Genomic DNA, 25,035 nt, shown 5'->3' with positions numbered 1-25,035 from the left:
CCCGTCACCTCGGGCCGGAAATTCCCCCCGATCGGTCAACCGTTCGGATAAGATCCACCGCGTCGACAGCGGTCGGGGGGCTACGCATCGGCGGGTGATCACCGCGGTTCCAGGGCTCCTCACGCAGCTGACTCCCCTGACTTCCGGGCTCAGCCCCGCACCCTTCACGAGGTCCCTTTGCGCAAGCACCGCAGACTCGCTCTGGTGGCCGCCGCGGCCACCCTGGTCTCGACGGCGGCCCTGACGGCCGCTCCGGCCGCGCTCGCCATGCCGCCGGCCGCTCCGGTGGCCGCCGCTGCCGCCGATCCGGTCTTCTTCTCGCGGGTGGCGATCGGCCTCGACAAGGCCCCCGCGGCCCTGGTCGGCGGCGCGGCGCCGGTCGAGTTCTCCGCGGCGTACGTCAACACCGGGGGCCACGACATCACGTTCCGGCCCCGGTTCACCATCACCGACGCCACCGCGGGTCTGACGGCGAGCCAGGTGAAGCTGGAGTACCGCGCCCCGGGCAGCACCGAGTGGAAGCCCGCCGCACTGCTGACCGGCCAGGGCTCCGGCCTGGTCTACGCCCTCGCCCCGTCCGCCGACGACCCGCTGGCCGTCCGCCCGATGGACGGCTACGTGACCTACACGTACGGGCTGCGGCTCTCGCTGAGCGCCGATGTGCACGCCGGCCTCGCGAGCGCCTTCGCCAACACGGTGGAGTTCGACCCCTCCGAGCCGCCGGAGCCGGAGCGGCAGTACCGTCAGGGCTGGAGCGACACCCAGGACTTCTCGGTCATCGCGGCCGGCGGTGCGCCGAGCCAGGAGGCACCGGGCACACCGACGGTCGGCGTGACCGGGCTGGCCCGCACGATCACCAAGGGCGAGAAGCAGTCCTTCCAGGTCACCGTCGCCAACCACACCGGGAAGGACGTCCGGTTCGTCCCGGACCTGGTCTTCCGCGGCAAGCCCGGGCTGGACGGCGGCAGCCTGGTCATGTTCCAGAAGAAGGACGGCAGCTGGGACCAGGGCAGCCACGAGGTCGACTCGCTCGGGAGCACCGTGCGCCTGCGCCTCGGGCGGCCCGGCGCCGCGGACGCGGTCGTCGATCTGCACGACGGCCAGTCGCGCACCTTCTCCGTGCAGCTGACGTTCATGGGCATCGCTCCGCTCGGCGACGGCACCCTCGCGTTCGGCGGCTGGAGCCTGCCGATGCCCGGGACCACGGCGCAGAAGGTGGCGGTGGAGAGCGGGCAGACGGCCTTCACCGTCGTCCCCCAGGGCGACCCGGTCCCCCCGACGACGCCGCCTGCCACCAACACGGCCACCGCCACAGCCACCAGCACGGCCACCGCCACGAGCACGGCGACCGCCACGACCGGTGCCACGCCGACCACCACGGCCCCGGCCGCGCCCGGCACCACCACTCCGGCCTCGACCGGGACCACCACCGCGGCCGCTGACACGGGCTCGGGCCTCGCCTCCACCGGCGGCGGCGCCGACGCCCTGCCGCTGGCCGTCGGCGGCGCCGCGACCGTGGCGCTCGGCGCGGGCATCCTGGTCGCCCTGCGCCGCCGCGGCAGGCACCAGCCGGGCGCCTGATCGCGGTGCGGGGCCCGGTCCGGCCGGGCCCCGCACACCGCACGGCCGACGGGCCGTCAGTCCAGCGGGACGCCGCGGCGGGCGGGGTCGCGCAGGTCGGTGCCGTGTTTCAGCCAGCGCTCCTCCAGTGCGGCGGCGCCCTGGACCCGCTTGAAGGCGGCCTCGTTGGGCGTCATCGGCAGCAGCGGCAGGAAGCGGACCGGCTCGGCGGGTTCGGCGAGTTCGAGGTCCTCGACCAGGCCGCCGCCCTCGGCGACCAGCACCGAGGTGAAGGGGGCGCCGTCCCAGAGCGGGGTGCCGAGGTCCAGTGAGCCGCCGGGGGCCACCACCAGGCCTTCCACCTGCGGCGAGGCCGCGAAGAAGGCCAGCGCGCGGTGCACCTCGTCACGCCCCCCGCGGACGGTGAGCACCAGCTCGACCCGCGGTCCGCGGACCGGGTCGGCGACCGCCGCGGACGGGTCGGTCATCGGCGCGCCGGCCATGCCGAGGGTGGCGTAGCGGACCAGTCCGTCGCGGTCCGGGCCGAAGCGCAGCACCTCGATCCGGTCCGCGCCGAGGAAGGTGACCGAGGCCCGCCCGCTCGGCTCGCCGAACGTGCTGATCAGCCGGGCCTCGACGGCGGCGAGCACGGACGCACGGGTCAGTTCCGAGCCGGCGTCCGGGTCCGAGAAGTCGCCGAAGAGCGGGAAGTCGTGGGCCATGACGCGACCTTAGCGCGCCGCCCCGCGCGCCTTCGCCTGCCGCCACCTGTGCGTTCGCGCACACCCCGGCGTGACTGGCCGAATAAGTGTTAGTGTGAGCAGCTGGCCACCGGGGATCCTTGTTCTCGGGGCCTCGGCGTGAAGGAGGTGGTCGCGGTGGATAGCAGTCGACCATGCAGTACCGGCAGCTCTGCCCGGCCTGCGCGCCTTCGCCGCGACCTCAGCAGCTGAGGTAGCCGACGCGACGTCAGTCCCGGCCGGGAGAGCACCTTCCCCGGTGTCCCTCGACCCAAACACATTCGCCTCCGCGAAGTCGTTCGGCGAGTTCGGGCACCGCGTGTCCATCGGTGTTTCCCGCCGCCGCACCGCGCCGCCCACCCGCCCCGCCGTGCGTCGGCTCCCGCGCAAGGAGCCTGCTGCCATGTCGATGATCAACAACCTCCGTGCCGCCGTCCGCCCGGCCCGCCGCCGGTCCGACGAGCCGTTCGACTCGCTGCACCCGGGCCACGTGCCGTCCGCGGTGGTGGACTGCGCGGTGTACCAGCACGGCAAGCGGGCCGGCGAGAGCTGCACCCCGCGCGAGGCGGCCCGCCGGGTCAAGGCCACCCAGCACGCGGACGGCGAATCGTTCAGCTGGATCGGCCTGCACGAGCCGACCGAGGCCGAGTTCGAGGGCATCGCCCAGCGCTTCGGCCTGCACCCGCTGGCGGTCGAGGACGCGGTGCACGCGCACCAGCGGCCCAAGGTCGAGCGGTACGACGACGTGCTGTTCGCCGTCTTCAAGACCATCCGGTACGTCGAGCACGACCAGCTCACCCCGACCAGCGAGGTGGTGGAGACCGGCGAGCTGATGGTCTTCGCCGGCCAGGACTTCGTGATCACCGTCCGGCACGGCGGGCACTCCTCGCTGCAGGAGCTGCGGCACCGGCTCGAGGCCGACGCGGACGGCGCGGGCCTGCTGCGCAAGGGCCCGCACGCGGTGCTGCACGCCATCGCCGACCACGTGGTGGACAACTACCTGCTGGTGGCGGACCGGCTGCAGACCGACGTCGACGAGATCGAGTACGACGTCTTCGCCAACAAGGGCGGCCGCGGCACCGACGTCGGGCGGGTCTACCAGCTCAAGCGCGAGGTGCTGGAGTTCAAGCGCGCCGTCACCCCGCTGCTGCGGCCGATGCAGCTGCTCTCCGAGCCGATGCAGCGGCTGGTCGACCCGGAGATCCAGAAGTACTTCCGGGACGTCGCCGACCACCTGGCCCGGGTCACCGAGCAGGTGCACGGCTTCGACGAGCTGCTCAACTCGCTGCTCCAGGCCAACCTGGCGCAGGTGTCGGTGGCGCAGAACGAGGACATGCGCAAGATCACCGCCTGGGCGGCGATCTTCGCCGTGCCGACGATGATCACCGGCGTCTACGGCATGAACTTCGACTACATGCCGGAGCTGCACCACAAGTACGGCTACCCGATGGTGCTCGGCGCGGTCGCCCTGATCTGTGTCGGGATGTACCGCGGCTTCCGCCGCAACGGCTGGCTCTGACTGTCGGGCCCGGCGGCTACCGGGCCCGACCTCCGCGGGCGACCAGGACCAGGCCGAGCAGGATCACGCCGACCGCCGGGTACGCGGCGGCCGGCGGCCACTGACCGAGCCACAGCGCCGCGATCAGGGCCGCACCCGGGGTCTCCAGCAGGATCGCCGTCGAGGTGATCGACGGGCCGAGGGCGCGGACCACCCGGTTGCTCAGCGAGTGCCCGAGCAGCTGGGCCGACACCATCAGCAGGAAGATCTGCCACCACGCCCCGGCCGACCAGCCGGACAGCGGGGAGCCCGCGACCAGGCAGACGCCCAGCAGCACCAGCCCGCAGGTCGCGTAGCAGACCAGGGTGTACGCGGTGGTGGAGACGGTCTTGCGAACCTCCGCCCCGAGCAGCATGTACCCGGCAGCCGCCAGGCCCGCGCCCAGCGCCAGCGAGTCGCCGAGCAGGGCGCGCGGCGAGAGCGAGAGGTCGACGCCGGTCAGCACCAGCACACCGGCGAACGCCACCGCGGTGCCCAGCCAGACCATCCGCGGCGCGCGCACCCCGAACAGCCGCATCAGCAGGATGGTCCACAGCGGGGTGGTGGTCACCAGCGCGGTGGCCGAGGCCACCGAGGTCATCCGCAGGCTGGGCATCCAGAGCGCGAAGTGCAGCGCCAGCAGCGCGCCCGCGGCCATCGCCAGCAGCAGCGCCCGGCGGCCGATCGCCCGCAGCTCGGCGCGGTGGCGCAGCAGCGCGTACGGGCCGAGGACGCCGACCGACATGACGTTGCGCCAGAACGCGATGGCCAGCGCGGGTGCGGCGGTGGCGCTGATCAGCGGTGCGGAGAGCGAGATCCCGCCGATCGAGACCGCCAGCAGGACCAGGTCGACGGTCGGCAGCGGCTGCCTGGCGGGCAGGCCGCTGCTCGCGGTGGTCGCGGGAGCGGCGGTGGCCGCGGTGTCGGGCCGGGCGGCGGGCACGGCACTCCTCGTACGGGCGGAACGGATCAGAACGGAACGGACACTACGGTAAGGCCTGTTCCACCCTGACGGCACTGTCGTCCTGAGCGGTGAGACACCTCGCGGACGGCGGGACGTGCGAAGCCGTACGCTGTGCGCCATGGAGCGTACGACGACCACCGCAGCCGACTTCCTCGACCGGGCCCTGCTGGAGGAGGCCGCGAAGAAGTCGGGCCTGCTCTGGGTGCAGCCCGCCGGGCAGCCGCAGGCGCGGGCGCTGTGGCACGCCTGGCACGACGGCGCCGTGGTGGTGGTCGGCGACGGCGCCGAGCAGCCGCTGCACGGACTGACGGCGGGATCCACCGCCGCCGTGACCGTCCGCTCCAAGGACAAGTGGGGCCGGCTGACCGGCTGGACGGCCCGGGTCGAGGAGCTGCCGGCGGGCGGCGAGGCCTGGCAGGGCGCGGTCGAGGAGCTCAAGGGCAAGCGGCTCAACGCGCCCGACACCGACACCATCGGCGAGCGCTGGGCCCGCGAGTGCCGCGTCCTGCGGCTGGTGCCGGCCGGCCCGCTGACCGAGCAGCCCGGCGCGATGCCGGACGGCTCGCTCGCCGAGGCCCCGATGCCCACCCCCGCCACCACCCGCGAACCGATCCCGGCCGGACTGCCCAGGCTGCTGTTCAAGAAGCGGCGCTAGCAGCCGGCGCAGGCCCCGGCGGGCGCCCCTTCCCGGGGCGTCCCCGGGCAGTCGGACGTGCCCCGGGTCGGCGAGCCCGGGCCCGGGTGCGCGGGTAGCCTTGGCCACGGGTCAGACGGTCCAGACGGTCAGCGCGCGAGGAGGGACATCCATGGCAGGGCCGGGCAGCCGGGTCTACATCTCGCATCTCTCCGGCGTCGCGGTCTTCGACCCCAACGGTGACCAGGTCGGCCGGGTCCGCGACGTGGTGGTCTCGCTCCGGATCGGCGGCCGCCCGCCCCGGGTGCTCGGCCTGGTGGTCGAGGTGATCGGCCGCCGCCGGATCTTCCTGCCGATGACCCGGGTGACCAGCCTGGAGTCCGGGCAGGTCCTCACCACCGGCGTCATCAACATGCGCCGCTTCGAGCAGCGCCCGTCCGAGACCCTGGTCCTCGCCGAACTCCTCGACCTCACCGTCACCCGGGTGAAGACCCGCGACGAGGTCACCGTCCTGGACGTGGCCATGGTGCAGACCCGGGTCCGCGAGTGGGAGATCGCCAAGGTCTTCGTCCAGGTCGGCAAGGTCAGCCGGCTGCGCCGCTCCAGGGGCGAGACCCTGCTGCTCGACTGGTCCGCCGTCACCGGCTTCTCGCTCGCCGAGGAGGGCCAGGGCGCCGCCAACCTGCTGGCCACCTTCGAACAGCTGCGCCCGGCCGACCTCGCCAACGTGATGCACCACCTCTCCGCCAAGCGCCGCGCCGAGGTGGCCGCCGCCCTCGACGACGACCGGCTCGCCGACGTCCTCGAGGAGCTGCCCGAGGACGACCAGGTCGAGATCATCGGCAAGCTGAAGGAGGAGCGCGCCGCCGACATCCTGGAGGCGATGGACCCGGACGACGCCGCCGACCTGCTCAACGAGCTGCCCGAGGAGGACGCCGAGCGGCTGCTGCGCCTGATGGAGCCCGAGGACGCGGCCGAGATGCGCCGGCTGCTCTCCTACGAGGAGGACACCGCCGGCGGTCTGATGACCACCGAGCCGATCGTCCTGGAGCCCGACGCCACCGTCGCCGAGGCACTCGCCCGGGTCCGGGTCCGCGACAACAAGCCGGCCCTCGCCGCCCAGGTGTACGTCTGCCGGGCCCCCAGCGAGACGCCCACCGGCAAGTACCTGGGCACCGTGCACTTCCAGCGGCTGCTGCGCGAACCGCCGTTCGTCCTGGTCGGCTCGCTGGTCGACGACGACCTCGACCCGCTGCCGCCGGACACCCCGCTCCCCCTCATCACCAGCTACCTGGCCACCTACAACCTGGTCGCCGCCCCCGTCGTGGACGAGGGCGACCACCTGCTCGGCGCCGTCACCGTCGACGACGTCCTCGACCACCTCCTGCCGGACGACTGGCGCGAGGCCTCGCTGCACCTCCTGGACGAGCACACCGACGAGCACGCCGCCCGGCTCACCGCCGAGGAGAGCGAGGTGTCCGGTGGACGCTGACCGCAAGGGCCGCCGGGACCGGGACCGCGAGGACACCCCGGGACGGCGGGCACAGGGCGGCGAACTGCGCTCGCTGCGCCAGCTGCGCGAGCTGCGCGGACGCGACGGCGGCCGCCCCCCGGGCAGCGGGCGCACTCAGCGCACCGAGGTCTCCGGCCACTCGTCCCGGTCCCGGCTCGACCAGCCGCGCACCACCCGGCCCGGCCTGATCAGCCTGCCCAGCTACGACCCGGAGGCGTTCGGCAAGCTCTCCGAACGGATCGCGCGCTTCCTCGGCACCGGACGGTTCATCGTCTGGATGACCGTGGTGATCATCGCCTGGGTCGTCTGGAACACCCTGCTGCCCGCGCAGGTCCACTTCGACAACTACCCCTTCATCTTCCTCACCCTGATGCTCTCCCTGCAGGCCTCCTACGCGGCCCCGCTGATCCTGCTCGCCCAGAACCGGCAGGACGACCGCGACCGCGTCAACATGGAGCAGGACCGCGCCCGCAGCGACCGCAACATCGCCGACACCGAGTACCTCACCCGCGAGGTCGCCGCCCTGCGGCACGGGCTCGGCGAGGTCGCCACCCGCGACTTCATCCGCTCCGAGCTGCAGGCCCTGCTCAAGGAGCTCGACGGCCAGCGGGAACCCTCCGACCTGCTCTGACCGGCGGCGCGGCGGGCCGTACGCGGCGGCGCGGCAGCCTGTGACCGGCGGCACGCTACCGATGGGTTAGGGGCGAGCCCCGGCGCCGTACCATCAAGGCATGGCCAACGAGACAGAGGTTGCGACCGGCGTGACGGAGGAGTCCGTCCGCGAGGCCCTGGCGACCGTGCACGATCCGGAGATCAACCGCCCGATCACCGAGATCGGCATGGTGAAATCCGTCGACATCGCCGCCGACGGCGCCGTCCGGGTCGGCGTCTACCTGACCGTCTCCGGCTGTCCGATGCGCGAGACCATCACCCAGCGGGTCACCGACGCGGTGGCCAAGGTCGCCGGCGTCACCTCGGTCGCCGTCGAGCTCGACGTGATGAGCGACGAGCAGCGCCGCGAACTCTCCCAGCTGCTGCGCGGCGGCGCCCCCGAGCGCGAGATCGCCTTCGCCAAGCCCGGCACCCTCACCCGCGTCTACGCGGTCGCCTCCGGCAAGGGCGGCGTCGGCAAGTCCTCGGTCACCGTCAACCTGGCCGCCGCGATGGCCGCCGACGGCCTGAAGGTCGCCGTCGTCGACGCCGACATCTACGGCCACAGCGTGCCGCGCATGCTGGGCGTCGAGGGCCGGCCCACCCAGGTCCAGGACATGATCATGCCGCCGTCCGCGAACGGCGTGAAGGTCATCTCGATCGGCATGTTCACCCCCGGCAACGCCCCCGTCGTCTGGCGCGGCCCGATGCTGCACCGCGCGCTGCAGCAGTTCCTCGCCGACGTCTACTGGGGCGACCTGGACGTCCTCCTGCTCGACCTGCCCCCGGGCACCGGCGACATCGCCATCTCGGTCGCGCAGCTCGTCCCCAACGCCGAGATCCTGATCGTCACCACCCCGCAGATGGCCGCCGCCGAGGTCGCCGAGCGGGCAGGCACCATCGCGCTGCAGACCCACCAGAAGATCGTCGGCGTCATCGAGAACATGTCGGGCATGCCCTGCCCGCACTGCGACGAGATGATCGACGTCTTCGGCACCGGTGGCGGCCAGACCGTCGCCGACGCCCTCACCCGCAGCGTCGGCGCGACCGTCCCCGTCCTCGGCTCCATCCCGATCGACGTCCGCCTCCGCGAGGGCGGCGACGACGGCCGCCCCGTCGTCCTGGCCGCCCCCGACTCCCCCGCCGGCGCCGCCCTCCGCGCCGTCGCCGGCAAGCTCGGCGGCCGCCAGCGCGGCCTCTCCGGCCTCTCCCTCGGTCTCACGCCGAAGAACAAGTTCTGACGCACCACCCGTACGAAGGCCCCGACTCGGTGCGGGGCCTTCGGCATACCCGGGACGGAACCGGGTGGGGGGCCGGACCGTCTCAGGGGCCGTGACCGAGAAGAGCGGGCGGGGGTGCCTGGCCGGGCTGCTGGTGCCGGTGGCGGCGGTGCTGTTGGCGTGCTCGGTGGGGGCCGGGATCGAGGCGGAGAGTCCGGAGCTCTTCCCTGGGCTGCGGGCGAACCGGAGCGGGTTGGCGGTCGTGCTGGTGGCGCTCAGCGTGCTGGCCTGCGTCGGCGCGATCGCGGCGGTGTGGCGGGCGTCGCGGGGGCGGCTGGTGGCGGTCGGCGTGGTGTGCGGGCTGCTGCTGACCGGCAGCGCCCTGCGGCTGCACTCGGTGGCCCCCCTGATGCACTGCTGGGGCCACGGGTACGTCTCGGCGGACGAGAGCGGCCGCTACACCTGCTACGACCGCTGAGTCGGGTGGTCAGCGGCCGTTGTAGGTGGTGAGGTCGGGGACGGTGGTGAAGCCGGTGCCGTAGGCGGAGACGCCGCGGCCGTAGGCGCCGAGGAGGACGCCGGGGGCTTCGCCGGCGAGGACCCAGCCGTACTCGGACTCGCGGTAGCGGAAGGGCTGCGGGAGGCCGTTGACGGGGAGGGTGAGCGAGGACCAGCCGGGGCCGTCGAGGTCGTCGGCGAGATCCCAGGCGAGGGCCGACTGCTGGTCGAGCCAGTCCTGGCGCAGGGTGCGGTCCAGATTGCCCGGCCAGGTGGCGGCGAGCAGGCCGGAGCCGGCGAGCCAGGCGGCGGAGGAGGCGGAGGTGGCCTCGAGGGTGCCGGTGTTGTCGGCGCTGCGGCGGCCGGGGCGGCGGGCGACGGTGACCACGACGGCGAAGCGGCGGGCGTCGCGGGCGTCGGACTGCTTGGCGGGCTCGTCGCCGTGGCCGAGGCTGCCGTAGTCGGCGGTGGCGGGCTGGCCGATGCGGTGGTGGCCGGCGCCGACCTGGCCGAGCCAGCGGCGGCCGGTCCAGCCCTCGTCGAGGCCGTACCAGGGGAAGTCGGCGGTGAGGTAGGGCGCCAGCGGGTCGACCGGCTTCGCCTGGGCCCCCACCACGCGTGTGGTGGCGGTACTCCCCGTACTCGTCGTGTCCATCCCCGAGCCTCCTCAACACGGCCGTTCTTGCTGCCTGAGCGCGCTCCATGGTGGCGCACCGCGGGCCCCTCCGCCGCGCCATCGGCCTCCGGACACGGCCGAAGGTGACGGAGGGCACACCGAAGGTACTGAGCACAATAGCGGCGGACGCGCCGACGCCCCGCGCATCGAGGGCGTCGAGGCGGCGGGGCGTCGGGACCGGGGCGGTGGGCCCTCAGGTGGCGTCGGGGTCGAACGGCGGGCGCTCGCCGGGGCTCAGCGGGGCGCCGGGCGAGCCGGCCGCGGTCTTGGCGAGGTTGGCGGCGGGGGCGGCGGCGGGGGCCGGTTCACCGTTCAGGGCGGACTTGAGGTCCAGGCCGTCCTTGAGCTCCTTGAAGCCCAGCGGGTCGTCGCCGTTGCCGATCAGCTGCTTGCGGACGAAGGTCTTCGGGTTGAGGTCCTCGAAGTCGAAGTCCTTGAAGTCCGGGCCCAGCTCGCTGCGGATGTCCTCCTTGGCGCTGTCCGCGAACGACCGGATCTTCCGGATGAAGCCCATGGCGTCCTGGATGAGCTTCGGGAGCTTGTCCGGCCCGAAGATGACGATGGCCATGATGGCCAGCGTCACGACCTCGAGTCCGCCTATGTCTGAAAACACGTACGCTCCCCAGCACCTGACAACCGTCTCTACAGGGTAATGGCGACCGGCCCGGATGTACCCCTGCCGAAGATGACACGGTGGTGAAGACCACTCCGGCGGCCGGGCAACGGGCCGGCCTCAGCGCAGCAGGCCGTGCGGGTCGCCCGGGGCGGCGTGGCCGCGGGCGGGGTAGTCCAGGTAGTCGGCCGAGAGCTGGGCGTTGACCGGGACCACGGGGTTGCCGCCGACCGGGGTGACGGTGGTGGAGCGCTGGTTGCCGCCGCCGTTCGGGGCGGAGGCGAAGCCGCCGACGCCGCCGAGGGTGACCGCGGCGACCGAGAAGGCGCCGGCCGCGGCGACGACCAGGCGGCGGCCGCGCGGGGCGGGGCGCAGGAGCGGCACCTCGGCGAGGGCGGCGAGCGGCCGGGGCATGGCGACCGGGCTGCGGCGGGCGCCGAACGGCCGGGGGCCGGGCTGCTGGGCCCGCGGGTCGATGCCGGGTATCGGGGTGTCCGCGCCGAGGGCGCCGCCGCCGAAGGTGGAGCCCGCGCCGCGGCCGAAGGAGCCGCCGGTGAGCCGGCTGTTGCCGAACGTGCCGGCCGAGGCGACCGGGCCGCCGGGGCCGGCGCCGTCGTGCGGCTCGTCGTCCGGGAGGGCGGCGACCGCGAGCAGCCGGGCCATCAGCAGGGAGGACGGGGCCGGCGTGTCGGTGCCGTTCAGCGCGCGCTTGACCGCCCGGGCCGACTCGGCCTCGGCGAGGCAGTCGGGGCAGGTCGCCAGGTGGGCCTGGACGCGTTCGCGGGAGTCGTGGCCGAGCTCGCCGTCGAGGTACGCGGAGAGGCGGTCACCGAGGTGCTCCTCGACGGCCGGCTCGGCCGGGCGTACGGCGACGGCCCGCAGCTCGGGCGCGGAGGGCTGGGCGGGCTGCTCGCCGCGGCGGGCGAGCTGCGCCCAGCGGGAGCGGCCGCCGCTGTCCGTACGGCCCGTACCGCGGTCGTTCATGAGCCCCTCCGATCGCTCTCGGCGGGCTCGGCGCCGACCGGCACCGGCTCGGCGGAGCCGCCGCGGCGGGCCCGGCCGGCCGCGGCGTTGGGCGCACGGTGCTTGAGGGCGGCGCGCAGGTGCGAGCGGCCGCGGTGGATGCGGCTGCGCACCGTGCCGAGCTTGACGCCCAGGGTCGCGGCGATCTCCTCGTAGGAGAGCCCCTCGATGTCGCAGAGCACCACGGCGGCCCGGAACTCGGGGGCCAGGGTGTCGAGCGCCTGCTGGACGTCGGCGTCGAAGTGGGTGTCGCTGAAGTGCTGGGCCGGGCTGGGCTCGCGGCTGGCCAGGCGCTCCGCGGCGTCCTCGGCGAGGGCGTCGAAGCGGATCCGCTGGCGGCGGCGCACCATGTCCAGGAACAGGTTGGTGGTGATGCGGTGCAGCCAGCCCTCGAAGGTGCCGGGGGTGTACGTGGACAGCGAGCGGAAGACCCGGACGAAGACCTCCTGTGTGAGGTCCTCGGCGTCGTGCTGATTGCCCGTCAGCCGGTAGGCCAGGCGGTAGACGCGGGCGCTGTGCGCCTCGACGATCTCCTCCCAGCTGGGCGGCGTCCAGTTCTGCGCGTCGGGGCCCTCGGCGAAGGTCGCGAGCGTGCCGGTGCCTTCGGTCGTCGACTCGTCGGCTGCGTTCGACGCGTCCAGGGGGGTGTGCAGGGACTGGTTCATCACGGGCTTCGGCGTACGGGCCGACGCAATGCCGCGGGAGTGCCGCTGCACAGGGACGTCGCCCTCGGCCACACCTCCTCGGTCGGCTCTTCTGCCCAGCAGAGCCACCACCATATCCACCTCGCCCGTCGGATCCGGATAAAAGCGATTGAACGCCCACCCGTTGGACTTCAACGGCCAGCCGCCGAACGCGGTTCCCGGTCGGCCAGTAGTCTGTGGCTGCAATTGTCGACATCAGGTCGGCATCCGGCGCTCCGGAGAGGCAGCCATCACCGAGTTCGGGCCCGCGCGCGCGGCCCTCGCCGACACCTACGTGGGCGAGGATGCCGTGCTGACCTACGCCCGGGCGCAGTCGGCGCGGACCGGGATCCGGGCGATCGGGCCGAGCGGCGGGGCCTGCCTGCGGCTGCTGGCGGCGGCGCTGGACGCCAAGGCGGTGGCCGAGATCGGCACCGGCACCGGGGTCTCCGGCGTGTACCTGCTGCGCGGGATGCGCCCGGACGGGGTGCTGACCACGGTCGACTCCGAGCCGGTGCGCCAGCAGTACGCCCGCGAGGCGTACCACGCGGCCGGTTTCGCGACCAACCGCTCCCGTTTCATCCCGGGCCGCGCGCTGGAGGTGCTGCCGAGGCTCGCGGACGGCCAGTACGACCTGGTGTTCTGCGACGGCGACCCGGCGGAGTCGCAGCAGTACCTTGCAGAATCGTTGCGGCTGCTGCGGCCGGGCGGGATGGTCTGCTTCGAGGGCGTGTTCCAGGAGGGCCGACTGGCCGAGCCGGAGCTGGACGACCCGCAGACCCACGCCCTGCGGGAGCTGGTCCGCGAGGTGCGCGAGAGCGACGTCCTGCTGCCGGCGCTGCTGCCGGTCAGCGACGGGCTGCTGTGCGCGGTGAAGCGGTAGAACCGGACGGCGTGCGGACAGCGATGAGCCCGGGCCCGTTCAACGGACCCGGGCTCACCCAGGACATGGGGATACCTGCTGCGGTCAGCCGCAGGCCTTCTTCAGCGCCTCGCCCAGGGCGTCGGCCTCGTCGGGCGTGAGCTCCACCACGAGGCGCCCGCCGCCCTCGAGCGGAACTCGCATGATGATGCCCCGCCCCTCTTTGGTGACCTCGAGCGGGCCGTCACCCGTCCGCGGCTTCATGGCCGCCATGCTCGTTCCCCTTCCTGCAACCGCTCAGCTACGTACCGGCAGTCCGTCCACCGCCGGTATCGAACGCATTGATCGGAAGCCATTATCCCGCATGCGACACCCCGATGACCAACATCACTCTCTCCGCAAGCCCGCCCGGAACCGGCGGAACCGGCCGATTACCTGCCAGAAGCCGCATCCGGGCGGCCGCCGACACGCGTTTCGAAGGTGCGGTACCTCACACTCCCCAGCCGGGCCCGTGCTCCGGCATGCTGACGGACGACGTCAGTAGACCCACCACCCTCGGGAGCTCGCCCATGTCCGACTCCGTCAGCTACCGGCTCGACGGCGGCCTGGCCGTCATCACCATCAACCGACCGGACGCGATGAACGCGCTGGACGTGCCCACCAAGGTCGCGCTGCGCGACACCGTGACCGCCGCCGCCGAGGATCCCGCGGTCCGGGCGGTGCTGCTGACCGGTGCCGGCGAGAAGGCGTTCTGCGTCGGCCAGGACCTCAAGGAGCACCTCGGCCTGCTCAAGCGTCAGGAGGAGACCGGCGAGGGCGCCCTGCGGACGGTCGCCGAGCACTACAACCCGCTGGTCCGGGCGCTGGCCGGGATGCGCAAGCCCACCGTCGCGGCGGTGAACGGCGTGGCCGCCGGCGCCGGCGCCTCGCTCGCCTTCGCCTGCGACTTCCGGATCGTCGCCGACACCGCCGGCTTCAACACCTCCTTCGCCGGGGTCGCGCTGACCGCCGACTCCGGGGCCTCCTGGACGCTGCCGCGCCTGGTCGGCCACGCCCGCGCCACCGAGCTGCTGATGCTGCCCCGCACCGTCAGGGCCGAGGAGGCGCTGTCGCTCGGACTCGCCACCCGGGTGGTGCCGGCGGCGGAGCTCGCCGCGGTGGCCCGGGAGTTCGCCCAGCAGCTGGCCGAGGGCCCGACGGTGGCGTACGGGGCGATCAAGGAGTCGCTGGCGTACGGCGCCTCGCACTCGCTGAGCGAGCTGCTGGACAAGGAGGACGAGCTGCAGACCCTGGCCGGCCAGAGCGAGGACCACCGGATCGCCGTCCGGTCCTTCGTGGCGAAGGAGAAGCCGGTCTACCTCGGCCGGTGACGTCCCATGAGGTGACGCCGGTGCGGGTCAGCGGGCGTGGCAGTCGACCAGGTGGTCGTTGACCAGCCCGCAGGCCTGCATCAGCGCGTACGCGGTGGTCGGCCCGACGAAGCGGAAGCCCTGCTTCTTCAGCTCCTTGGCGAGCGCCGTGGACTCGGGCGTGACCGCCGGGACGTCGGCGAGGGTGCTCGGGGCCGGACGGCCGGGCTCGGCGGCGAACCGCCAGATCAGCGGGTCGAGGCCGCCGTCCAGCTCCAGCGCGGCGCGAGCGTTGGCGACGGTGGCCTCGATCTTGGCCCGGTTGCGGATGATCAACTCGTCCTGGAGCAGCCGCTCCACGTCGGCCGGACCGAACTGCGCCACCTCGGCGATCTCGAACCCGGCGAACGCCGCCCGGAAGCCCTCCCGGCGGCGCAGGATGGTGATCCAGGACAGCCCGGACTGGAACGCCTCCAGGGCGATCCGCTCGAACAGGGCGTCGTCGCCGTGCACCGGGACGCCCCACTCGGTGTCGTGGTAGACCCGGTAGTCGTCCGTCGAGTCGCCCCACGGGCAGCGGAGCAGCCCGTCCGCACCGAGGACGGCGCCGCTCACGTCGCGTCCCCGTTGCCGGCGCGGTCCCCGGTCGCGTCCTGCGGCTCGGTGGCGGACTCGTCCTCGGACGTGGGCTCCGCGGCGGGCCCGGTGCCGCGCTCGGCGGTGGGCTCGGCAGCGGGCTCGATCACCTTGGCGAAGGACTCCAGGCCGGGCAGCGGCTCGCCCGCGGTGCCGGTCGCGGCGCCCGCCCCGGCCTCGACCGCGCCGCGGACGGTGGCGACCGCCTCCAGCTCGGCGATCCGGGAGTCGCGCAGGGCCAGCTCGGCGCCCAGCCGGTCGAGCACGTCGTCGACCTCGTCCATCCGGTAGCCGCGCAGCGCCATCGGCAGGCGCAGCTCGTCCACGTCGAAGCGGCTGAGCGGGCGGTCCTGCGGCAGCCGGGCGGCGAGGCGGTCGTGCTCCGCCTCGGGCAGCGAGCCGCCCCCGCCGAGCGCCACCAGCGCGGCACCGCCGACCACCACGGCCATCGCGGCCACGATCACCCAGAACACGAGCAGTCCTCCGTCAGTCCCCGGTCGGCCCCGGCCGGTGGGTGGGATCATGGTCCCTACAGGCCGGGGCCCATCATTGCACCCGGGCGACCCGTGGAGGAGACACCGGTGGCACTACGCCTTGGCCCGCGTGAGTTCGGGGACGACGAGCTGGTGATCATGGCGATCGTCAACCGGACTCCGGACTCCTTCTTCGACCGGGGGGCGACCTTTGCCGACGAGGCGGCCTTCGCCGCGGCGGACCGGGCGATGGCCGAGGGCGCGGCGATCCTGGACATCGGCGGGGTGAAGGCCGGGCCCGGCGAGGAGGTCACCGTCGAGGAGGAGCTGCGCCGCACCGTCCCGTTCGTGGCGGAGTTGCGAAAGCGCCACCCCGACGCCGTGATCAGCGTGGACACCTGGCGCCACGAGGTCGGCGAGGCGGTCTGCGAGGTGGGCGCGGACCTGCTGAACGACGCCTGGGGCGGGGTCGACCCGAAGCTGGCGGAGGTCGCCGCGCGGTACGACGTCGGACTGGTCTGCACGCACGCGGGCGGCGCCGAGCCGCGCACCCGGCCGCACCGGGTCGGGTACGAGGACGTGATGGCCGACATCCTGCGGGTGACCGTCGGGCTGGCCGAGCGGGCCGCCGGGCTGGGCGTGCGGCGGGACGCGCTGATCATCGACCCCGGGCACGACTTCGGGAAGAACACCCGGCACTCGCTGGAGGCGACCCGGCGCCTGCCGGAGATGACCGCGACCGGATTCCCGGTGCTGGTCTCGCTCTCCAACAAGGACTTCGTCGGCGAGACCCTGGACCGGCCGGTGCAGGAGCGGCTGCTGGGCACGCTGGCGACCACGGCGGTCTCCGCCTGGCTCGGCGCGCAGGTCTACCGGGCCCACCAGGTCGCCGAGACCCGGCAGGTGCTGGACATGGTCGCCTCGATCCGCGGCACCCGGCCCCCGGCGGTGGCCCGCCGGGGACTCGCCTAGGGTCTCGCGCTCAGAGTTCAGAGCTCGGAGCCCAGAGCTCAGAGCTCGGTGCCGCGCGGGCGGCGGCTCTCCTCAAGGATCTTGAGCACCTCGTCCACCTCGTCGGTGATGTGGAACAGCTCGAGGTCGTGCGGGGACGCCTTGCCCTCGGCGACCAGCGTGTTCTTCAGCCACTCCACCAGGCCGCCCCAGTAGGAGCTGCCGAAGAGGATCACCGGGAAGCGGGTGACCTTCTTGGTCTGGACGAGGGTCAGCGCCTCGAACAGCTCGTCCAGCGTGCCCAGCCCGCCGGGCAGCACCACGAAGCCCTGGGCGTACTTCACGAACATCGTCTTGCGGACGAAGAAGTAGCGGAAGTTCAGCCCGAGGTCGACGAACTCGTTGAGGCCCTGCTCGAAGGGCAGCTCGATGCCGAGTCCGACCGAGAGGCCGCCGGCGTCCGAGGCGCCGCGGTTGGCCGCCTCCATCGCGCCCGGGCCGCCGCCGGTGATCACCGCGTACCCGGCCTCGACGAGCGCCCGTCCGATGGCCACCCCGGCCGCGTACTCGGGCGAGTCGACCGGGGTCCGGGCCGAGCCGAAGACGCTGACGGCGGCGGGGAGTTCGGCCAGGGCGCCGAAGCCCTCGACGAACTCCGAGGTGATCCGCCAGACCCGCCACGGGTCGGTGTGCAGCCAGTCGGTGGGGCCGGTGGTGTCCAGCAGGCGCTGGTCGGTGGTGCTGGTGCCGACCTGGTCGCGGCGGAGCAGCACCGGACCCTTCTGCTTCTCGGGCCAGGGCTTCTTGCGTTCGGGCGCGGCGGCTTCCTCGGGGCCGTGCCCGTAGACCTTGTCATCTCCGGTGGCTGTCATGACGAAACCCTACGCCTGTGGACTCGGCTTTTCGGGGAACGGCGAGCGAACTGCAGGGGCTCAGCTGAGCCAGGCGCGCAGGCGCTCCTCGGTCTCGGCGATGGCGGACAGCGAGCAGTGCTCGTCCCGCTTGTGGGCGAGGTTCGGGTCGCCGGGGCCGTAGTTGACGGCGGGGACGCCGAGTGCGCTGAAGCGGGCGACGTCGGTCCAGCCGAACTTGGCGCGCGGCTCGCCGCCGACCGCGGCGAGGAAGTCCCGGGCGGCGAGCTGCCCGAGGCCGGGCAGGGCGGCCGGGGAGACGTCGACCAGGTCGAGTTCGAAGCCGTCGAAGACGGATCGCAGGTGGGCCTCGGCCTCCTCGACGCTGCGGTCCGGGGCGTACCGGAAGTTCACGTGGACGCGGCACTCGTCGGGGATGACGTTGCCGGCCACGCCGCCGTCGATCCGGGTGGCGTTGAGGCCCTCGCGGTACTCCAGTCCGTCGATGGCGACCCGGCGGGGCTGGTACTCGGCGAGCCGGCGCAGCACCTCGGCGGCCTTGTGGATGGCGTTGTCGCCGAGCCAGCTGCGGGCGGCGTGGGCGCGGGTGCCGGTGAGCAGGATGTCGGCGCGCAGGCTGCCCTGGCAGCCGCCCTCGACGACGGCGCCGCTGGGCTCCATCAGGACGGCGAAGTCGGCGGCCAGCCAGTCCGGGTGGGTGCGGACCAGGACGCCGAGGCCGTTGCGGGCGGCTTCGACCTCCTCGCAGTCGTAGAACACGAACGTGAGGTCGCGGTTGGGCTCGGTGAGGGTGGCGGCGAGGCGCAGCTGGACGGCGACGCCGGACTTCATGTCGGAGGTGCCGCAGCCGTAGAGCAGGTCGCCCTCGACCCAGGACGGGACGTTGTCGGCGATCGGGACGGTGTCCAGGTGCCCGGCCAGCACCACGCGCTCGGACCGGCCGAGGTTCGTGCGGGCGACCACGTTGTTGCCGTGCCGGTCGACGGTGAGGTGGGGCAGGGCCCGCAGGGCGGCCTCGACGGCGTCGGCGAGGGCCTTCTCGTCGCCGCTGACGGAGGGGAAGTCCACGAGTCGGGCGGTCAGCGCACCGCCGTCGAGGGTCAGGTCGAGTGGCGTGATCGGGCTGCTCATGGTCGGCCACTGTACTAGAACGGCTCACTCTCCGTGACGGCGCAACCGCTTCGGGCCGTACAACCGTCCGACCGGTTACGGTGTCCGCGAACGGCGAGGGCGCGAACGAGAGGGGCTGCGGTGGCCGAGCAGAACACAGCTGGCCGGCCCGGGCGACGGCGGCGGTCGTCGTGGCGGCGGGTGCTGGTCGGCCTGGTGGCGCTGTCGGTGGTGGGCGGCCTGGTGCTGTACCTGAACCGCGACCGGATCAGCGTGCCGCCGGAGGGCTGCACGATCGCGACATCGGCCGGCTCGGGCACGCTCGACCTGCCGGCGGCGGCCAATGCGGCGACGATCAGCGCGGTGGCGATCTCCCGCGGTCTGCCGGAACGCGCGGTGACCATCGCGCTGGCCACCGCGATGCAGGAGTCGAAGATCCACAACCTGATCGGCGGCGACCGCGACTCGCTGGGCCTGTTCCAGCAGCGGCCCTCGCAGGGCTGGGGCACGGCGGACCAGATCAAGGACCCGGTGTACGCCACCAACAAGTTCCTGGACAGCCTGGTGAAGATCAACGGCTATGCCCGGATGCCGCTGACCGACGCCGCCCAGCTGGTGCAGAAGAGCGGCTACCCGCAGGCGTACGCCAAGCACGAGGCCAACGCGACCCTGGTCTCCTCCTCGCTGACCGGCCGGGAGCCGGCCTCGCTGACCTGCGTGGTGCACGACCTGGCACTGCCCTCGCCGGACCCGACGCCGGCCGCCGGGCAGCAGCCGACCGACCTGACCGAGCGGGCCCGCCGGGAGTTCGGCAAGGTGGTGACGGTGGCGGCGGGCGAGAAGGCGGCCAAGGACCCGCGGGACGTGCTGGCGCTGACCCCGCAGGCGACGGCGAGCACCGACTCCGGACCGGGGGCGGCCCGCCAGGCCGGCTGGGCGGTGGCGCACTGGGCGGTGGCGCAGGCGGCGGACCTCGGGGTGGGCGCGGTGGCGTACGACGGCAAGGTGTGGCGGGTGGACCGGCCGACCGACGGCTGGAAGGCCGCGCCGACGGGTGCGCCCACCGACCGGGTGCTGGTGACCATGGGTCCGCCGGTGAAGGGCAAGAAGTAGCGGAGGACATGACGGTCCGCCGGTTGACGGACTGGTGAGCGGGTTACCGCCCGATGGGTGATTCGGGTCAATCCCGGTTTACCTCCGAGCCGCCCGCGGCCGGGTCCGCCGACGGTTCCGGCGGCCCGCGCGCACACCGTACGGGGCAAGGGAAGTGACGGTTCTTCGCGCCGCCCGGACGTGGGTGGAATATCCCGGATGCCCGAAAACAGGGCATCCGGGCTTTGCCGAGCCTTGACCTTGACCCGCCGCAACCTTCTCGCTCCCCTAGCGGTAATCACGTCGTCCGCCCGGCGGACCGTTCACCTACCTCTTAGGAGCACCATGTCCCTCCCCCTCTCGCGCCGGATCGCCCAGGCCGCGCTGGTCGTCGCCGCCGGTGCGGCGCCCTTCGCCGCCGTCGGGTCCGCCTCCGCCACCGAGGTGGTTCCGCAGACCGACCTGGGCTCCGGCGTGACCAAGCTCGCCGACATGCCGAACTCCGGCTCGTCGGTGCAGGGGGCGACGCACGAGATCGGCCAGGTCGTGGGCACCACCGGCTCCGCCACCCTCGCCGCCGGCGGACCGGCCGCCGCCGACGCGGCCGGCAACACGCTCGCCCACAGCCTTCCCAGCACCGACCAGGCGCTGGGCAAGCTGGGCCCGCTCGGCAAGGCCGCCCAGGTGACCGACGCGGTGGGGGTCGTCTCCGACCGGCTCGCCCCGGCCCTGGAGGAGAAGGTCGGCCCAGCGGTGACCGACAAGGTCGTCCCGGCCACCCACAAGGCCACCGCCAACCCGCTGGGCACCGTGGCCAAGGGCCTGCCGACCAGCAGCCTGACCCAGAGCCTGCCCGCCACCAGCGCGCTCGGCCCGGTGACCGGCATCGCCGACTCGCTGCCGGTCGGCCAGACCGTGGCCGGCCTCGCCGAGCACGAGTCGGCCAACCGCCTCGGCTCGATGCCGGGCCTCGGCGGCAACGGCGGCCCGCTCGGCGGCCTGACCGGCGCCCTCGGCCCGGTCGGCGGCCTGCTCGGCGGCCTCGGCGGCGGCGGCCTGCCGATCGGCTGACCCCGGACGCACCCGGAAGCACGACGAAGGGGCGGGAACACCGGTCGGTGTTCCCGCCCCTTCGGGCGTTCCTCAGCGGCGCAGCCGCTCCACGGCCGCGGCCACCCGCTCGTCGGTGGCGGTGAACGCCACCCGCACGAAGCGGTCGCCGGCCGGACCGTAGAAGTCACCGGGCGCCACCAGGATGCCCAGCTCGGCCAGTTCGGCCACGGTCTCCCAGCACGGCCGGTCCTGGGTCGCCCACAGGTAGAGGCTGGCCTCGCTGTGCTCGATCCGGAAGCCGTACGCCTCCAGCGCGGCCCGCAGGGCGGCCCGCCGCGCCGCGTACCGCTCGCGCTGCTCGACCACATGCGCGTCGTCCGCCAGCGCGGCGACGGTCGCCGCCTGCACCGGGGCCGGCACGATCATGCCGCCGTGCTTGCGGATCTCCAGCAGCTCCCGGACCACCACCGGGTCGCCCGCCACGAAGGAGGCGCGGTAGCCGGCCAGGTTGGAGCGCTTGGAGAGCGAGTGGACGGCCAGCAGGCCCTCGTGGCCGCCGCCGCACACCTCGGGGTGCAGGACGGAGACCGGCTCGGCCTCCCAGCCCAGCTCCAGGTAGCACTCGTCGCTGACCAGCAGCGCCCGGTGCTCCCGGGCCCAGGCGACGGCCGCACGCAGCTCGTCGGCGGTCAGCACCCGGCCGGTCGGGTTGGACGGCGAGTTCAGCCAGAGCAGCCGCACGCGGGAGCCGTCCAGCTCGTCCAGGCTGCCGTACGCGACCGGCTCGGCGCCGCAGAGCAGCGCGCCGACCTCGTACGTGGGGTACGCCAGGCGCGGGTAGGCGACCTGGTCGCCGGGGCCGAGGCCGAGCTGGCCGGGCAGCCACGCCACCAGCTCCTTGGAGCCCACGGTGGGCAGCACGGCCTCGGGGCCGATCTCGGCGGCCGTCCGGCGGTGCAGCCAGTCGGCGACGGCCTGCCGCAGCTCCAGCGGGCCCCAGACGGTCGGGTAGCCCGGGGTGTCCGTGTGGGCGGCCAGCGCCTTCTGGATCACCTCCGGCACCGGGTCGACCGGGGTGCCGACGGAGAAGTCGCACAGCCCGTCCGGGTGGGCCAGCGCGGTCGCCTTGTACGGCTCCAGCTTGTCCCAGGGGAAGACCGGAAGGCGGTCGGATACGCGGCGCGCCGCCCCCGGGTGGCCCGGGAACGGCGCGTGCGTGCTGTTGTCGGTTGTCACAGCTCGGATGCCACCGATCAGTGGTCGGCGTTCTGCGGCGGAAGGGCCGCGATGAACGGGTGGTCCCGCTCGATCAGGCCGAGCTTGGACGCACCACCCGGCGAACCGAGGTCGTCGAAGAACTCGACGTTCGCCTTGTAGTAGTCCTTCCACTCCTCCGGGGTGTCGTCCTCGTAGAAGATGGCCTCGACCGGGCAGACCGGCTCGCACGCGCCACAGTCGACGCACTCATCCGGGTGGATGTAGAGGGAGCGCTCGCCCTCGTAGATGCAGTCGACCGGGCACTCTTCGATGCACGCCTTGTCCTTGACGTCGACACAAGGCTGCGCGATGACGTAGGTCACGCTGTCGTTCCTCCTCGGAAGGGCTGCCGCCCTACTGTTTACTCGGTCGCGCGGTTGAGCGCGGCGTCGTCGATGCCCGCACCTAGTATCGCGGGTCCGAGACCGCAAATGCACAGGAGGTGCCGTTGATGCCGAGTGGGACTCCGGTGGAGAGCCGCCCCGAGGTCCGGATAAGCCGTTCTGACGTGGGGCGGAGAGTCTCCGTTCGGCGTGTCTCGGAGGTCGTGGACGGTCGTCCGGTGTTCCGCGATGTGATCGGGGTGCTCGACTCCTGGGACGATCATGGCATCTCGGTGGTGCCCCGCAGCGGCGATCCGGTGACCTTCCCCGAGCAGCTGCTGGTCGCCGGCAAGCCGGTGCCGCTCTTCCCGGCCCGGCGGCTGCCGCTGCCCGCCGCCGACCCGCTGGACCTGCAGCGGATCGCGGCCCGCGGCTGGCCGGCCGTCGAGACCGAGGCTCTCGGCGAGTGGACGCTGCGCGCCGCCGCCGGGTTCACCCGGCGGGCCAACTCGGTCCAGGCGCTCGGCGACCCCGGCCTGCCGCCGGCCGCGGCGCTGGAGCGGGTCCGGGACTGGTACGCGGCCCGCGGCCTGCCCGCGTACGTGGAGGTGGTCACCCCCGGCTCGCCCCCGGAACTCGCCGCCGAGCTGGACCGCCTCGGCGCCGGGTACGCCCCGACCCTGGTGCGGACCGCGCCGCTCGCCGCCCTGGCCCGGCTCGGCAACGGCAGCGGCCACGCCCGGGTACGGCTGTCGCGCACCGCCGGGCCGGAGTGGATGTCGCTCTACCGCCGGGTGACCGCCGACCCCGCGGTGGAGGCCGCCGCCCGCAGCGTGATCCACGGCGGGCCCTCGGTCTGGTTCGCCACCGTCCCCGGCACGGCGGACGGCGCACCGCTGGCGATCGGACGGCTCACGGTGGACGGCGCCTGGGCCGGCTTCGGCGCGATCGAGGTCGCACCGCACGCCCGCCGCGGCGGACTGGCCACCACCCTGATGGCGGTGCTCGCGGCCCGGGCGGCCGAGGAGGGCGCGGCCGGCGGGTACTTGCAGGTGGAGGCGGAGAACAGCGGGGCGATCGCGCTGTACGACCGACTGGGGTTCACGACCAGTCACACTTACCACTACGCACGCCTCCCCGAGCGGTAGCGTCCCGTCCGATCCGTCCTCCCCGAGGCCGACCCGTCCTCCCCAGGCTGCTGAACCGAAGGCTGCTGTGACCGAGCAGAGCAGATCCCGCTTCCGTGCCGAGGCCCGCGCCGAGCACCCCGACCCGGTGCTGCTCTGCCTGCTGGCGGCCGCCGAGCACACCCTCACCGACCCGGACGACACCGAGGAACCGCCCACCCTGCAGGCGGTGCTGTCCGGCTGCCAGGCGGCCCTGGACCGGCACGCGACCGCGATCCGCCGAGCGGTCGCCGAGCGGCGCCCGAACGGCCCCGAGGAGACGGCGGCCCTGCTGGCCGCCGTCCTCGGCGGGCGGGAGCGCTTCCACGGACGGCAGGCCGACTACCGGCGGCTGGAGTCCTCGTTGCTGCCCGAGGTGCTGCGGCGCCGGCGCGGGCTGCCGATCATGCTCTCGCTGGTGTGGAGCGCGGTGGCCGCCCGGGCCGGACTCACCGTCCACGGCATTGCCCTGCCAGGCCACTTCATCGTCGCGGTCGGCGGCCCCGCCGGCGGCGACGAGTTCGTGCTCGCCGACCCCTTCCACGGCGGCCGGCTGCTCGACCTGCCCGACGTGGAACGGCTGGTCGCCGCGACCGGGCAGCGCTTCACCCCCGACCTGCTCACGCCCGCCCAGCCGCTCGACATCGTCCTGCGCGTCCTCGGCAACATCCGCGGCTGGGCCGCCGACCGCCCGGAGCACGCCCGCACCCAGCTCTGGGCCACCGAACTGGCCCTGCTGCTCCCCCGCCACCCGGCCCAGCTCCGCCTGGAACGCGCCGAACTCCTGGTCAAGGTCGGCGACTTCCTCGGCGGCGCGGAGGAGATGGACGGCTACGCGGAGATCCTCGACACCTTCAACCCGGAAGCCGCCGCAAAGGTCCGCCACGAAGCCCGCGCCGCCCGGCACCGGCTCAACTGACGTACTACAGCCAGCCCTTCTCACGGGCGACCCGGACCGCCTCGGTGCGGTTGCGGGCGCCCGTCTTCTGGATCGCCATCGACAGGTAGTTGCGGACGGTGCCCTCCGACAGGTGCAGGCGCTGCGCGATGTCGGCGTTGACCGACCCGTCCGCGGCGGCGGCCAGCACGTCGCGCTCCCGGCCGGTCAGCGGGTTGGCGCCCTCGGCGAGGGCCGCCGCGGCGAGCGTCGGGTCGATCACCCGCTCACCGCGCAGCACCCGGCGGATCGCCTCCGCCAGCTCGGACGCCGGCGCGTCCTTGACCAGGAACGCGTCCGCACCCGACTCCATCGCCCGCCGGAGGTAGCCGGGGCGGCCGAACGTGGTGGCGATCACCACCTTGGTGGCCGGGCGGACGCGACGAAGTTCCGCCGCCGCCTCGATGCCCGTCATCCCCGGCATCTCGATGTCCAGCACCGCGACGTCCACCTCGGCGGCGACCGCCGCCGCGACCACCTCGTCCCCCCGCCCCACCTGGGCGACCACCTCGATGTCGCCCTCCAGCCCGAGCAGCGCCGCGAGCGCCTCGCGCACCATCCCCTGGTCCTCCGCCAGCAGCACCCGCACCGTCGCCCCCGTCTCCTCTGCCATGCGGTCAGCGTAGTGCGGCAGGGTCCGAC

Annotated in this window: 28 protein-coding genes; 14 read left to right on the top strand and 14 right to left on the bottom strand. The window is 73.7% G+C overall.

All coding sequences use genetic code 11. The features are described 5' to 3' along the window. Nucleotides 1-204 precede the first annotated feature (204 nt). Nucleotides 205-1,581: a hypothetical protein gene (locus tag FHR36_RS02735; protein ID WP_253793421.1), complete on the top strand. Its 1,377-nt coding sequence runs from the start codon at nucleotides 205-207 to the stop codon at nucleotides 1,579-1,581. Nucleotides 1,582-1,637: 56 nt separating this feature from the next. Here the strand turns inward: FHR36_RS02735 and FHR36_RS02730 are convergent, their stop codons facing one another. Further along, on the bottom strand, nucleotides 1,638-2,282 hold the full coding sequence (locus FHR36_RS02730) for a suppressor of fused domain protein (protein WP_253793420.1): 645 nt from the start codon (nucleotides 2,280-2,282) through the stop codon (nucleotides 1,638-1,640). A gap of 421 nt (nucleotides 2,283-2,703) precedes the next feature. Between FHR36_RS02730 and corA the strand changes: the two genes are divergently transcribed. After that, nucleotides 2,704-3,819: a magnesium/cobalt transporter CorA gene (gene corA / locus FHR36_RS02725; protein WP_253793419.1), complete on the top strand. Its 1,116-nt coding sequence runs from the start codon at nucleotides 2,704-2,706 to the stop codon at nucleotides 3,817-3,819. A 16-nt stretch (nucleotides 3,820-3,835) separates the two neighbouring features. Here the strand turns inward: corA and FHR36_RS02720 are convergent, their stop codons facing one another. Then, a complete protein-coding gene (locus FHR36_RS02720) occupies nucleotides 3,836-4,780 on the bottom strand; it encodes a DMT family transporter (RefSeq protein WP_407660777.1) in 945 nt (314 codons plus the stop codon). A 139-nt stretch (nucleotides 4,781-4,919) separates the two neighbouring features. On the opposite strand from FHR36_RS02720, the gene FHR36_RS02715 reads away from it, so the two are divergent. The 5 genes from FHR36_RS02715 to FHR36_RS02695 all read left to right on the top strand — a co-directional run bounded on the left by FHR36_RS02715 (nucleotide 4,920) and on the right by FHR36_RS02695 (nucleotide 9,297). Beyond that, the gene (locus FHR36_RS02715) at nucleotides 4,920-5,456 is read left to right on the top strand and encodes a pyridoxamine 5'-phosphate oxidase family protein (RefSeq protein WP_253793418.1); all 537 of its coding nucleotides are present in this window, start codon (nucleotides 4,920-4,922) and stop codon (nucleotides 5,454-5,456) included. Between the two features lie 151 nt (nucleotides 5,457-5,607). Continuing rightward, a complete protein-coding gene (locus FHR36_RS02710; RefSeq protein WP_253793416.1) occupies nucleotides 5,608-6,927 on the top strand; it encodes a magnesium transporter MgtE N-terminal domain-containing protein in 1,320 nt (439 codons plus the stop codon). Between the two features lie 91 nt (nucleotides 6,928-7,018). After that, nucleotides 7,019-7,579 carry a DUF1003 domain-containing protein gene (locus FHR36_RS02705; protein WP_407660796.1) on the top strand — a complete coding sequence of 187 codons (561 nt, stop codon included), beginning with the start codon at nucleotides 7,019-7,021 and terminating at the stop codon, nucleotides 7,577-7,579. Between the two features lie 100 nt (nucleotides 7,580-7,679). Next, complete coding sequence (locus FHR36_RS02700; protein WP_253793413.1) at nucleotides 7,680-8,840, top strand: Mrp/NBP35 family ATP-binding protein; 1,161 nt, start codon at nucleotides 7,680-7,682, stop codon at nucleotides 8,838-8,840. A 91-nt stretch (nucleotides 8,841-8,931) separates the two neighbouring features. Further along, a complete protein-coding gene (locus tag FHR36_RS02695; protein WP_253793411.1) occupies nucleotides 8,932-9,297 on the top strand; it encodes a hypothetical protein in 366 nt (121 codons plus the stop codon). A 9-nt stretch (nucleotides 9,298-9,306) separates the two neighbouring features. Here FHR36_RS02695 and FHR36_RS02690 read toward each other — a convergent pair whose 3' ends face one another. The 4 genes from FHR36_RS02690 to sigE all read right to left on the bottom strand — a co-directional run bounded on the left by FHR36_RS02690 (nucleotide 9,307) and on the right by sigE (nucleotide 12,294). Beyond that, nucleotides 9,307-9,972, bottom strand: coding sequence for a hypothetical protein (locus tag FHR36_RS02690; protein WP_253793410.1), 666 nt, complete (start codon nucleotides 9,970-9,972; stop codon nucleotides 9,307-9,309). 214 nt (nucleotides 9,973-10,186) lie between these two features. Then, nucleotides 10,187-10,606 carry a sec-independent translocase gene (locus FHR36_RS02685; RefSeq protein ID WP_253793409.1) on the bottom strand — a complete coding sequence of 140 codons (420 nt, stop codon included), beginning with the start codon at nucleotides 10,604-10,606 and terminating at the stop codon, nucleotides 10,187-10,189. 120 nt (nucleotides 10,607-10,726) lie between these two features. After that, nucleotides 10,727-11,590: an anti-sigma factor gene (locus FHR36_RS02680; protein ID WP_253793408.1), complete on the bottom strand. Its 864-nt coding sequence runs from the start codon at nucleotides 11,588-11,590 to the stop codon at nucleotides 10,727-10,729. Continuing rightward, complete coding sequence (gene sigE, locus FHR36_RS02675; RefSeq protein WP_380231598.1) at nucleotides 11,587-12,294, bottom strand: RNA polymerase sigma factor SigE; 708 nt, start codon at nucleotides 12,292-12,294, stop codon at nucleotides 11,587-11,589. The genes FHR36_RS02680 and sigE overlap by 4 nt, the downstream gene beginning before the upstream one ends. A 244-nt stretch (nucleotides 12,295-12,538) precedes the next feature. Between sigE and FHR36_RS02670 the strand changes: the two genes are divergently transcribed. Beyond that, a complete protein-coding gene (locus FHR36_RS02670; RefSeq protein ID WP_253794677.1) occupies nucleotides 12,539-13,195 on the top strand; it encodes an O-methyltransferase in 657 nt (218 codons plus the stop codon). A gap of 84 nt (nucleotides 13,196-13,279) precedes the next feature. On the opposite strand, the gene FHR36_RS02665 is transcribed toward FHR36_RS02670, so the two are convergent. After that, nucleotides 13,280-13,447, bottom strand: a complete 168-nt coding sequence (locus FHR36_RS02665; RefSeq protein ID WP_014137929.1) for a DUF3117 domain-containing protein — start codon at nucleotides 13,445-13,447, stop codon at nucleotides 13,280-13,282. A 296-nt stretch (nucleotides 13,448-13,743) separates the two neighbouring features. On the opposite strand from FHR36_RS02665, the gene FHR36_RS02660 reads away from it, so the two are divergent. Then, the gene (locus FHR36_RS02660) at nucleotides 13,744-14,544 is read left to right on the top strand and encodes an enoyl-CoA hydratase-related protein (RefSeq protein WP_253793406.1); all 801 of its coding nucleotides are present in this window, start codon (nucleotides 13,744-13,746) and stop codon (nucleotides 14,542-14,544) included. A 27-nt stretch (nucleotides 14,545-14,571) separates the two neighbouring features. On the opposite strand, the gene FHR36_RS02655 is transcribed toward FHR36_RS02660, so the two are convergent. Together FHR36_RS02655 and FHR36_RS02650 are read right to left on the bottom strand one after the other, a co-directional pair. Beyond that, nucleotides 14,572-15,138, bottom strand: coding sequence for a DNA-3-methyladenine glycosylase I (locus tag FHR36_RS02655; RefSeq protein WP_308199137.1), 567 nt, complete (start codon nucleotides 15,136-15,138; stop codon nucleotides 14,572-14,574). Continuing rightward, nucleotides 15,135-15,632 carry a DivIVA domain-containing protein gene (locus FHR36_RS02650; RefSeq protein WP_253793405.1) on the bottom strand — a complete coding sequence of 166 codons (498 nt, stop codon included), beginning with the start codon at nucleotides 15,630-15,632 and terminating at the stop codon, nucleotides 15,135-15,137. Before FHR36_RS02650 ends, FHR36_RS02655 begins: the two co-directional genes overlap by 4 nt. Before the next feature lie 159 nt (nucleotides 15,633-15,791). Here FHR36_RS02650 and folP point away from each other — a divergent pair, with 159 nt between their 5' ends. Further along, entirely contained in the window at nucleotides 15,792-16,604 is an 813-nt protein-coding gene (folP, locus tag FHR36_RS02645) for a dihydropteroate synthase (RefSeq protein ID WP_253794675.1), read from the top strand. Nucleotides 16,605-16,642: 38 nt separating this feature from the next. On the opposite strand, the gene FHR36_RS02640 is transcribed toward folP, so the two are convergent. Then, nucleotides 16,643-17,455: an LOG family protein gene (locus FHR36_RS02640; protein WP_253793404.1), complete on the bottom strand. Its 813-nt coding sequence runs from the start codon at nucleotides 17,453-17,455 to the stop codon at nucleotides 16,643-16,645. 60 nt (nucleotides 17,456-17,515) lie between these two features. Next, entirely contained in the window at nucleotides 17,516-18,586 is a 1,071-nt protein-coding gene (dapE, locus tag FHR36_RS02635) for a succinyl-diaminopimelate desuccinylase (protein ID WP_253793402.1), read from the bottom strand. 120 nt (nucleotides 18,587-18,706) lie between these two features. Between dapE and FHR36_RS39155 the strand changes: the two genes are divergently transcribed. After that, nucleotides 18,707-19,678 carry a VldE C-terminal domain-containing protein gene (locus tag FHR36_RS39155; protein WP_301329686.1) on the top strand — a complete coding sequence of 324 codons (972 nt, stop codon included), beginning with the start codon at nucleotides 18,707-18,709 and terminating at the stop codon, nucleotides 19,676-19,678. A gap of 324 nt (nucleotides 19,679-20,002) precedes the next feature. Continuing rightward, nucleotides 20,003-20,728: a hypothetical protein gene (locus FHR36_RS02625; RefSeq protein WP_253793400.1), complete on the top strand. Its 726-nt coding sequence runs from the start codon at nucleotides 20,003-20,005 to the stop codon at nucleotides 20,726-20,728. A 72-nt stretch (nucleotides 20,729-20,800) separates the two neighbouring features. Here FHR36_RS02625 and dapC read toward each other — a convergent pair whose 3' ends face one another. Together dapC and fdxA are read right to left on the bottom strand one after the other, a co-directional pair. Beyond that, nucleotides 20,801-21,946 (bottom strand): succinyldiaminopimelate transaminase, encoded by a 1,146-nt coding sequence (gene dapC / locus FHR36_RS02620; protein ID WP_308199136.1) that lies wholly within the window; start codon nucleotides 21,944-21,946, stop codon nucleotides 20,801-20,803. Nucleotides 21,947-21,963: 17 nt separating this feature from the next. After that, nucleotides 21,964-22,290, bottom strand: coding sequence for a ferredoxin (fdxA, locus tag FHR36_RS02615; protein ID WP_030061559.1), 327 nt, complete (start codon nucleotides 22,288-22,290; stop codon nucleotides 21,964-21,966). 128 nt (nucleotides 22,291-22,418) lie between these two features. Between fdxA and FHR36_RS02610 the strand changes: the two genes are divergently transcribed. Further along, nucleotides 22,419-23,438, top strand: coding sequence for a GNAT family N-acetyltransferase (locus tag FHR36_RS02610; RefSeq protein WP_253793398.1), 1,020 nt, complete (start codon nucleotides 22,419-22,421; stop codon nucleotides 23,436-23,438). A 67-nt stretch (nucleotides 23,439-23,505) separates the two neighbouring features. Continuing rightward, the gene (locus FHR36_RS02605) at nucleotides 23,506-24,375 is read left to right on the top strand and encodes a transglutaminase family protein (protein ID WP_253793396.1); all 870 of its coding nucleotides are present in this window, start codon (nucleotides 23,506-23,508) and stop codon (nucleotides 24,373-24,375) included. 4 nt (nucleotides 24,376-24,379) lie between these two features. Here FHR36_RS02605 and FHR36_RS02600 read toward each other — a convergent pair whose 3' ends face one another. After that, nucleotides 24,380-25,006: a response regulator transcription factor gene (locus tag FHR36_RS02600; protein WP_253793394.1), complete on the bottom strand. Its 627-nt coding sequence runs from the start codon at nucleotides 25,004-25,006 to the stop codon at nucleotides 24,380-24,382. Nucleotides 25,007-25,035 lie beyond the last annotated feature (29 nt).

The organism is Kitasatospora cinereorecta, from assembly GCF_024172095.1.
GTDB lineage: Bacteria > Actinomycetota > Actinomycetes > Streptomycetales > Streptomycetaceae > Kitasatospora > Kitasatospora cinereorecta.
The sequence above is the reverse complement of the archived record's forward strand: the minus strand, read 5'-3'. Positions and strand labels throughout refer to the sequence as shown.